Source organism: Enterococcus sp. AZ101, assembly GCF_050499005.1.
GTDB lineage: Bacteria > Bacillota > Bacilli > Lactobacillales > Enterococcaceae > Enterococcus_L > Enterococcus_L ureilyticus.
The window spans coordinates 1,942,143-1,950,515 of sequence record NZ_JBMHEZ010000001.1; the positions used below are offsets into that span (position 1 = coordinate 1,942,143).

The following is an 8,373-nucleotide window of genomic DNA, read 5'->3' on the forward strand; positions in this document are numbered from 1 at the left end:
AGGTAGCTTTTATTTGTCTACCTTGTTATTTCCCTCCATACACAATACTAATATAAATATTTATTTCTAAGTATTTCTAAGTGATCACTGTCTATCCCTAGTACTTCTTTTAAGTAATTCGTCATCGTGCCATACTGTTCTTCCACAGTTTTATAAGCACCATCTAAATAGTCTTTTCTAGTTTGCTGCAGCGATGCTAGAAATAGCAAAACTTCTTCATTGTCCGTATATTTTTTATAAATAGCCATTCGTTTGGCATTTCTAGGTGCATTCATTTTATCTGTTAGTAAATAATCTTGATAAATTGTCTCTTTATCCACACCTAAGGCAGCCAGATACAAAGCAGCTGCCCAACCAGTTCGATCCTTGCCACCTTGGCAATGAAAAATAAGAGGAGTCACATCAGCTTGCAATAGGACTTTAAAAAATTGTTTGTACGCCTCGATCGCATTTGTTCCTATCACCAATTGTTCCATTTGTTTGATCATCATATTTCGATTCTTATACAACTGGTTTCGACCTGCTTCAGTCTGAACTAGTTGTTCTAAATGAGCGATTTTATCTTCATCTTTTTTGGAAATAGATTGTGTACTCGCCTGCTGTGCTAAATCAGCATGAGGATTAAAATTAAACGTCTCACTCGTTGAAATCATTTTGTTAGGATCTTTCACTATTTCTTCTGGTGAACGAAAATCAATAATCTTTTTTATAACCATCCGTTCCATATAAACTTGTCCTTGAGAATCAATTTGATGTAACGCATCTGATCGAAAAACCTGCCCCCATCTTGTTAATCGACCATCTGTAGTAAGATAACCGCCCATATCACGACAATTGTACAAATTATTTAATGGCAAACGGCGTTCTGCTCCAATAAATAGTTCAGAATCGGTTTGTAGTTGAAAATAAAGTCGTTCTTGAAAATTGGGATCTTTTGTCTTTTGCCACCCTTTTTCAGTAAATTCTATATATCCAGTTTTATTTTCAGTTGTACTACCTGTTCCATAATACACTTTCACAGGTAATTGTACTGTATCAGGAATACAAATCTCAAGTTCATCCCCAATTCTTTTCACTTGAAGTGCTTGCATTATTTCACTCTCCTATTGATTTTGAAGCGTTGCTTCTTCTTCTGTGACTCCTTGGCTATCCAATTTTTTCATGAATGGTAGATATAATAATAGTACCACAACAAATTGAATTAACTGTACAACCAATCCCTGCCAGCCAGCAGCCATAAACCCAGATAAGAACGTCGGTAGATTTTTGGGAACATTTACACTAATGACAGGTAAAAAGCCAATAATCGTTGCAAGATATGCAATACCGACACAAATCGCAGCTGAAAGTGTCAAAGGGATGAAAATAATTGCGTTCATGATCATTGGTATACCAAATTTCATTGGTTCCGTGATACCAAAGATACTTGGAATTAGTGAAATTTTTCCAATTGATTTGAATTTTTCACTTCTACTCATCCAAACTAAAATCACAGCTAATGCCAATGCTCTTGGTCCTTTAAATGCATCTAAGAAAAATGAATTAATAATATTTGTAGCTACTTCACCTGCCGCAACTGCTTCCATATTGGCATAAGCCTGAGTTGTAAACAAAACAGCAATGACAGAACTTACTACCATACTTCCATGAATTCCAAAGAACCACAACAATTCTGATAAAAACATAATAAATAATGCTGACCAAATCGATCCACCTAACGCTTCTAGAGGGGTTTGTAAATTCGTATAAATAAAGTCATGGATATTTCCGAACTTAGTTTCGGCAAAAGCCGTACTAATCATAATAACCACAATAAAAATAATAGCTGCTGGAACAATTGCTTCAAAAGTTTTAGCAATCGCCGTTGGGACACTTTCGGGCATTCTAAACGTAATGCGCTTTTCTACCATTTTTGCGAAGACCCAAGTCACAATAAGTGCCACGATCATTCCAACAAAAATACCTTTTGAGCCTAGGTAAGTTAATTCAAAAGCCATGACTGGTTTCTCTTGCCCAATATCAAAAGCTGTGATCGGTGTCAAAACAAAGAACGCAGCTAAAGACAAAATGATTGAAGCAATCGTATCGCCCTTTTTCTCTCTTGCCATTGCACAAGAGATACCAATAATTACATAGATTGTAATCAAATTACTGGAAATTGAGGTCCCTAATGAACAAGCCTTCATAACAATATCTGGCAACCCTGGAATCATTCCAATAATCGTTGTCAGACTTCCCACAATAGTAATCGGCAGTGTCATCATCATTCCATTCGCAATACTTTTAACAAAGGTATTATTTGAAAATTTGTTGACAAAGACATTCAACCCGTTGATAAATGAACTTCTTTTTGTTTCTGACATTTGTAATCCTCCCCTAACTCATTCTTATCTCGATGCAATAACTTCCTGTGCATTTTTAAATACTTTTTCCCCATTCATCATGCCGTAATCCATCATTTCAATCACCAATACAGGAATATCTGGATACTCATTTTTTACATCATCTAATTGATACCCCACTTGTGGGCCTAGTAAAATGATATCTGAACCTGATACTTTTTCTTCTAGCTCACTTAGTCCGCATGCAGAAATATCCGCTTCGATTCCTTGGGATTTTGCATACTCCTCCATTTTTTTAACTAACATTCCTGTTGACATTCCACCTGCACATGCTAATGTAATTTTCATCCTGATCACCTTTTCTATTTTGATTTTATGCATTCTCTTTAATTAAAGTACGCAATTCTTGTATTTCTTCATGTAACTCAATAAATTCTTTTGTAAAATCAGTTGCTGTAATTGCTGCCATCATATGATCTTGCGCATGAGTCAAAAACATATTTACTGGTTCATCTGGATTACTTGCAAAGGTTTTTAAAATGTTTGTATGATGTTGATGGGCAATTTTTAAATTGTCTTTGCTTTCCTCCAATATTCTTTTTGCCTCGGTGATCTCTCCACCTTTTGCTTCTTTAATTGCGTTCATTGCCAGCGATTTTGCATTACCTGCATAAACGATGATTTGCATCACATCTGTCTCTGAAATCATTTGACCGTCTCCCTTCAAACACTAATTACGTTTTCATATTAATATAAGCAACTAGTGTGCCAAACACAGAAAATCTCTATAAAGCAGGATTTCACTTGTATGTGTTTCCCAGAAATAATTTTCGAAACACATTTTAACAACAAATTAAAACACATTAACGCATACAAAAACAGATGACTTTGACTATTTCACTATTCAACATTATACTTAAGGGCATAGAACAAAAAAACACTATTCATCAAAGGTCGGAAAAAAATGAAAAGAATTGAAAAAATAGCAGAATTGTTAGGACAATATTCTGAAGATCAACTGGTAACCGCCAGTGAGATTGCTAAACAATTGAATCTTACACGTGCAAATGTTAGCAGTGACTTGAATCAATTAGTCAAGCTAAGAAAAGCTAAAAAAAGTGGTACTAAACCAATTTATTTTTGTTCAACAAGTCCAAAAGAAAAACAAACAAGCACTATTTTAGATGATTTCATCAAAAAAAGCCCTAGCCTATTTCACTGTGGTGAACAGGCTAAAGCAGCTGTGCTATATCCGCCAAATGGCATGCATATATTATTGACTGGAGAAACAGGTGTCGGGAAAAGTATGTTTGCCGAACTGATTTATAGCTATGCCGTTTCCCAAGCTAAATTGAAAGCGGATTCTAACTTTATTACGTTCAATTGTGCCGATTATGCGAACAATCCTCAATTATTAGTAGGTTCTATTTTTGGTATTCTTAAAGGTGCTTACACGGGTGCAGATAATGATCGTATCGGGCTATTGGAAAAAGCGAATGGCGGTATTCTCTTTCTAGATGAAATTCATCGGCTCCCTCCTGAAGGTCAGGAAATGCTGTTCACCTTTATTGATCGCGGTATCTATCGAAGGCTTGGTGAAACCAATAGTGAAAGAACTGCCCAAGTATTATTGGTCTGTGCAACAACTGAAGATACTTCCTCTTCATTGCTACAAACGTTTATCCGTAGAATTCCCATGCGAATTAAAATTCCTAGTTTAATAGATCGTGGTTTAGACGAACGGCTAAGCTTGATTTCAACTTTTTTTCAAGCTGAAACCAAGAAATTAAAAACACCGATAGAAGTTTCTACGAATACGATTCGAGCATTATTGGGCTATCATTGTCCTAATAATGTAGGTCAACTAAAAGCCGATATACAGCTACTTTGTGCAAAAGCCTATTCTCACTTTATCGCTCGACAAGAAGAAACTATCAAAATCAGTAGTTATGAACTGCCTCATTACATCCGTGAAGGCCTTTATAACACGGAAGATCGTCCAAAAATTTGGCTACTACTTCCGAATATGAATGCACGTTTTTTCATGTTTAATGATGAAGATACAACCTTATTTTTACAAAAAGACACTAAAAATAATGATATCTACCAAATCATCGAGCAAAAAATGAGTGATATGGAGCGAATCGGCCTTGATACTTCGCAAACATCTGAAATCATTGATACCACGATAACAAATTATTATCGTTCCTATAATACTGATTCAGTCATTGATTTAAAGAACCTTGAACAAATCGTCGGTTCAGAGATTGTTGCAACTGCGAATAAAGTATGTGAAAAAGCTTCCCGATTGTTAAATCTTCATTTATCTGATAATGTTCGCTATGGATTGGCACTTCATTTGTATAATACGATTCAACGAGTTAAGAGAGGTCAAAGAATCATTAATCCTCGAATAACAGAAATAAAAAAGGAACATGCCACCCTTTTCAAAACAGCCCAACACTGTCTCTCAGTTATAGAAGCGGATTTTAGTATTCAGCTTCCAGAAGATGAAGCTGGCTTTCTTGCCTTATTTTTTACCTCTTATGAAAACAAAAATAAAAAAAGAGCGAAAGTCGAAGTCATCGTTGTTGCTCACGGTGATTCAACTGCAACTAGTATGGCAAGTGTTGTCAACAAATTACTTGGGGAACAAATTGCCGTAGGTTTTGATATGTCTCTTGAGGAAAAACCAATCGTAACTCTAAACAATATTAAAAATTATCTAATAGCAAAAGATCAACTAAAAGACGTCCTATTATTAGTTGATATGGGGTCGTTAATCAACTTTAGCGATGAGTTGCAACAAAAACTGCGTATTGACATTCGCTGTATTGAGCTAGTCAGCACTCTTCATGTGCTGGAAGCGAGCAGAAAAGCTTCTCTAGGTTACGAACTTAATGAGGTATTTGAATCGACCAGAAACATTAAAGGCCTTTCTACTTATCAAAAAAATAGTGACGATGAACGAAAGGAATCAAAGTTATATATTCTAACACTGTGTACAACTGGTGAAGGCTCAGCTCAATTAATCAAAAAAATGCTGAGTAACCGCTTAAACTTTCGTGGAGATGCTTGTGAACTTATATCATTACAAATTACTGACGAAAAATTACTAGAACAAACGCTGAAAAATTTAACTCTTTCTGGAAAAATCATTTGTACAATTGGTACTTTTCAACTTTCCTTAACTTCGCCACACTTTACGATTACAGATGCTTTAGATGAGACTAAAACTAAAAATATTCAATCACTGATCGATTATGAGATTGCTTTTGACGGTATGCAACATAATATCGCAAATATGCTAGAATATGAACACGGAAAAGAACTAATAATCTCTGTTCGAGAGTGGGTTGAAGCAATAGCTGCTGAAATCAATCCAAATGTTTCTTACGAAATAAAAGTAGGTTTAGCTTGTCATGTCGTCTGCATGATTGATCGACTAAAAAAGGGTAAAAGTGTTAGTAGTTTTCCAAAAACATTAGCTTTCAAAAAAAAATATTCAGCTGAAATTGCCAGTGTTCGAAAAAATAGTCAATTTTTAGAAACATACTATGCCATTGTAATTCCAGAAGATGAAATCTTTTATATTACCGCATTTTTTATGAATGAATCTTTATTTTAAAACTAAAAAAAGTGAAAAATCATTTTCTTCTGATTTCCCACTTTTTTTAGTTTATAAAAGAATAAGTTGATCAACTATTTTGGCTCTATACTTTCTGATGTTGGTGAGAAATCACCGGCATCTTTTTAATGCAAAATAATAGAAAAGACACCCTGATATCCTTTAGAATTAAGTCGTCTAAAACCATTCAAAAAGGAGGAAATCAAGATGTCCTACACCAATCTTATCAAAGAAACCTTAGATATTCTAGACTTAAACATTACTTTTAATGAAAATGGCTTAAAAAAAGAACGAATCAAAGGTAGAATCTGTCAGGTCTTCTCAGGTACGCTCGATTATGTTGCTCATGTTGGCTTCACTGTGAAGGAGAAGAAAAGGAGGCGATTATCCGTTGGGGCTTTACAAGCTGTCTAATTTTATTGAATGATGTTTCGGAGTATCAAACTCATTTACGCTTGAAGAAACGCCGTTTCTTCTGTCAATCCTGCAATCGATCGTTCGTTGCTAAAACGAGTCTTGTTGAAAAACATTGTTCGATTTCAACTAAAGTGAAGTTATCCATTGCCGATCGGCTCAGAAAAACCACTTCTATGAGTGAAATTGCGCGTCAAAAGAAGGTCTCAGTTTCCTCTATTTACCGTGTCTTGAAACGATTTTATGAACCTAAAAAAATCAATCGACTCACCTTCCGCACTTATTTAACTGAAACAAAAGTCGTGGATCGATTACTTGCGTATGATGACGAATTGAAAAGTGGCTACACCTGTTATCAGGACTTTCTTTATGCCGTACAGACAAGAGATTTTGATCGGTTTCATACACTATTAGACGAAGATTTCCGCCGTCTTCCTTCCTACTATCAAAAGACTATCGGTACTTTTAAGAAGTACCAAAATGAAATTAAAAATGCGCTAGAATTGCCTTATTCTAATGGACTATTAGAATGTTTAAATAATCATATTAAAGTGTTGAAGAGAAATGCATACGGCTTTCGTAACTTTTACAATTTCAAGTTGAGAATTTCTTTATGTTTTGGTACGATTCTTTTTCAAGAAAATAAAAAAACTAGAGGAAAGTTCCTCTAGGGATCATACTAATCGATTTAATTCTTTGGTTTTTCTTTACCAACATTAGTTGACAAAGAGCCGATATTTCATAATTTCATAAAAAAAAACTACGATGATCATCGTAGTTTTTTTATACCGGCGGCCGGGGTCGAACCGGCACGCCCTCGCGGGCACTGGATTTTGAGTCCAGCGCGTCTGCCAATTCCGCCACGCCGGCATGAAATAATTTTGCAAGGCGGTAACCGGATTTGAACCGGTGATGAAGGTTTTGCAGACCTCTGCCTTACCACTTGGCTATACCGCCATATTTAACTATAAAACAATCTCTAAAAGAGAAAACTGGGGTAGCTGGATTCGAACCAACGCATGACAGGATCAAAACCTGTTGCCTTACCGCTTGGCTATACCCCAAAATTAGAACTAAGGGCGACTGATGGGAATCGAACCCACGCGTGGCGGAACCACAATCCGCTGTGTTAACCACTTCACCACAATCGCCATAAAACATATAATAAAAATTAAAAGCTAAGGGCGACTGATGGGGATCGAACCCACGCATGGCGGAACCACAATCCGCTGTGTTAACCACTTCACCACAATCGCCATAAACTATTAACAGGGATAGTAGGAATCGAACCCACAATGACGGTTTTGGAGACCGTAGTTATACCGTTTAACTATATCCCTACTAAGATAATGGAGGAAAGTGGATTCGAACCACTGAACCCTAAGGAACGGATTTACAGTCCGTCGCGTTTAGCCACTTCGCTATTCCTCCAAATGGCGCAAGACAGAATCGAACTGCCGACACACGGAGCTTCAATCCGTTGCTCTACCAACTGAGCTACTGCGCCAAAAAATATAAAACGGTCTGGACGGGACTCGAACCCGCGACCTCCTGCGTGACAGGCAGGCATTCTAACCAGCTGAACTACCAAACCGTAATTTAATGGAGGTTGACGGGATCGAACCGCCGACCCCCTGCTTGTAAGGCAGGTGCTCTCCCAGCTGAGCTAAACCTCCAAAAAATATAAATGACCCGTACGGGAATCGAACCCGTGATACCGCCGTGAAAGGGCGGTGTCTTAACCGCTTGACCAACGGGCCAATAAAAACTTAATACGGAGAGTAAGGGATTCGAACCCTTGAGACAGCGTTAACCGTCTACATGATTTCCAATCATGCTCCTTCGGCCACTCGGACAACTCTCCAGAGTTAAAGGAAGCAAAGTATTACTCACAAGTCCTATATTAAGGAACTCCGGCAGTAGGACTCGAACCTACGACATCATGATTAACAGTCATGCGCTACTACCAACTGAGCTATGCCGGAATAA

5 protein-coding genes, 13 tRNA genes and 1 pseudogene are annotated in these 8,373 nt (G+C 36.9%); 2 read left to right on the forward strand and 17 right to left on the reverse strand.

What is annotated here, in order from left to right; translation table 11 throughout:
* Positions 1 to 47: 47 nt before the first annotated feature.
* The 4 genes from IGJ50_RS09230 to IGJ50_RS09245 are packed head-to-tail and all read right to left on the reverse strand — an operon-like array spanning position 48 to position 3,051.
* Positions 48 to 1,091 carry a tyrosine-protein phosphatase gene (locus tag IGJ50_RS09230; RefSeq protein ID WP_429949998.1) on the reverse strand — a complete coding sequence of 348 codons (1,044 nt, stop codon included), beginning with the start codon at positions 1,089 to 1,091 and terminating at the stop codon, positions 48 to 50.
* 12 nt (positions 1,092 to 1,103) lie between these two features.
* A complete protein-coding gene (locus tag IGJ50_RS09235; RefSeq protein ID WP_207121837.1) occupies positions 1,104 to 2,363 on the reverse strand; it encodes a PTS sugar transporter subunit IIC in 1,260 nt (419 codons plus the stop codon).
* Positions 2,364 to 2,387: 24 nt separating this feature from the next.
* Complete coding sequence (locus tag IGJ50_RS09240) at positions 2,388 to 2,690, reverse strand: PTS sugar transporter subunit IIB (protein ID WP_429950000.1); 303 nt, start codon at positions 2,688 to 2,690, stop codon at positions 2,388 to 2,390.
* 25 nt (positions 2,691 to 2,715) lie between these two features.
* On the reverse strand, positions 2,716 to 3,051 hold the full coding sequence (locus tag IGJ50_RS09245; protein WP_069640234.1) for a PTS lactose/cellobiose transporter subunit IIA: 336 nt from the start codon (positions 3,049 to 3,051) through the stop codon (positions 2,716 to 2,718).
* Between the two features lie 255 nt (positions 3,052 to 3,306).
* Here IGJ50_RS09245 and IGJ50_RS09250 point away from each other — a divergent pair, with 255 nt between their 5' ends.
* Complete coding sequence (locus IGJ50_RS09250) at positions 3,307 to 5,970, forward strand: sigma 54-interacting transcriptional regulator (protein ID WP_429950002.1); 2,664 nt, start codon at positions 3,307 to 3,309, stop codon at positions 5,968 to 5,970.
* A 207-nt stretch (positions 5,971 to 6,177) separates the two neighbouring features.
* Positions 6,178 to 7,055, forward strand: a pseudogene (locus tag IGJ50_RS09255) (transposase).
* Between the two features lie 115 nt (positions 7,056 to 7,170).
* Here the strand turns inward: IGJ50_RS09255 and IGJ50_RS09260 are convergent.
* The 13 genes from IGJ50_RS09260 to IGJ50_RS09320 all read right to left on the reverse strand — a co-directional run bounded on the left by IGJ50_RS09260 (position 7,171) and on the right by IGJ50_RS09320 (position 8,369).
* Positions 7,171 to 7,254 (reverse strand) — tRNA-Leu (locus IGJ50_RS09260).
* Positions 7,255 to 7,270: 16 nt separating this feature from the next.
* A tRNA-Cys gene (locus IGJ50_RS09265) sits at positions 7,271 to 7,341 on the reverse strand.
* 35 nt (positions 7,342 to 7,376) lie between these two features.
* Positions 7,377 to 7,448, reverse strand: a tRNA-Gln gene (locus tag IGJ50_RS09270).
* Between the two features lie 14 nt (positions 7,449 to 7,462).
* Positions 7,463 to 7,535: transfer RNA gene (locus tag IGJ50_RS09275), tRNA-His, on the reverse strand.
* A gap of 32 nt (positions 7,536 to 7,567) precedes the next feature.
* Positions 7,568 to 7,640 (reverse strand) — tRNA-His (locus tag IGJ50_RS09280).
* Positions 7,641 to 7,653: 13 nt separating this feature from the next.
* A tRNA-Trp gene (locus tag IGJ50_RS09285) sits at positions 7,654 to 7,724 on the reverse strand.
* Between the two features lie 10 nt (positions 7,725 to 7,734).
* A tRNA-Tyr gene (locus IGJ50_RS09290) sits at positions 7,735 to 7,815 on the reverse strand.
* A gap of 3 nt (positions 7,816 to 7,818) precedes the next feature.
* Positions 7,819 to 7,891: transfer RNA gene (locus IGJ50_RS09295), tRNA-Phe, on the reverse strand.
* A gap of 13 nt (positions 7,892 to 7,904) precedes the next feature.
* A tRNA-Asp gene (locus IGJ50_RS09300) sits at positions 7,905 to 7,978 on the reverse strand.
* A gap of 9 nt (positions 7,979 to 7,987) precedes the next feature.
* A tRNA-Val gene (locus IGJ50_RS09305) sits at positions 7,988 to 8,060 on the reverse strand.
* Positions 8,061 to 8,072: 12 nt separating this feature from the next.
* Positions 8,073 to 8,144, reverse strand: a tRNA-Glu gene (locus IGJ50_RS09310).
* A 15-nt stretch (positions 8,145 to 8,159) separates the two neighbouring features.
* Positions 8,160 to 8,248: transfer RNA gene (locus IGJ50_RS09315), tRNA-Ser, on the reverse strand.
* 47 nt (positions 8,249 to 8,295) lie between these two features.
* Positions 8,296 to 8,369: transfer RNA gene (locus IGJ50_RS09320), tRNA-Asn, on the reverse strand.
* Positions 8,370 to 8,373 lie beyond the last annotated feature (4 nt).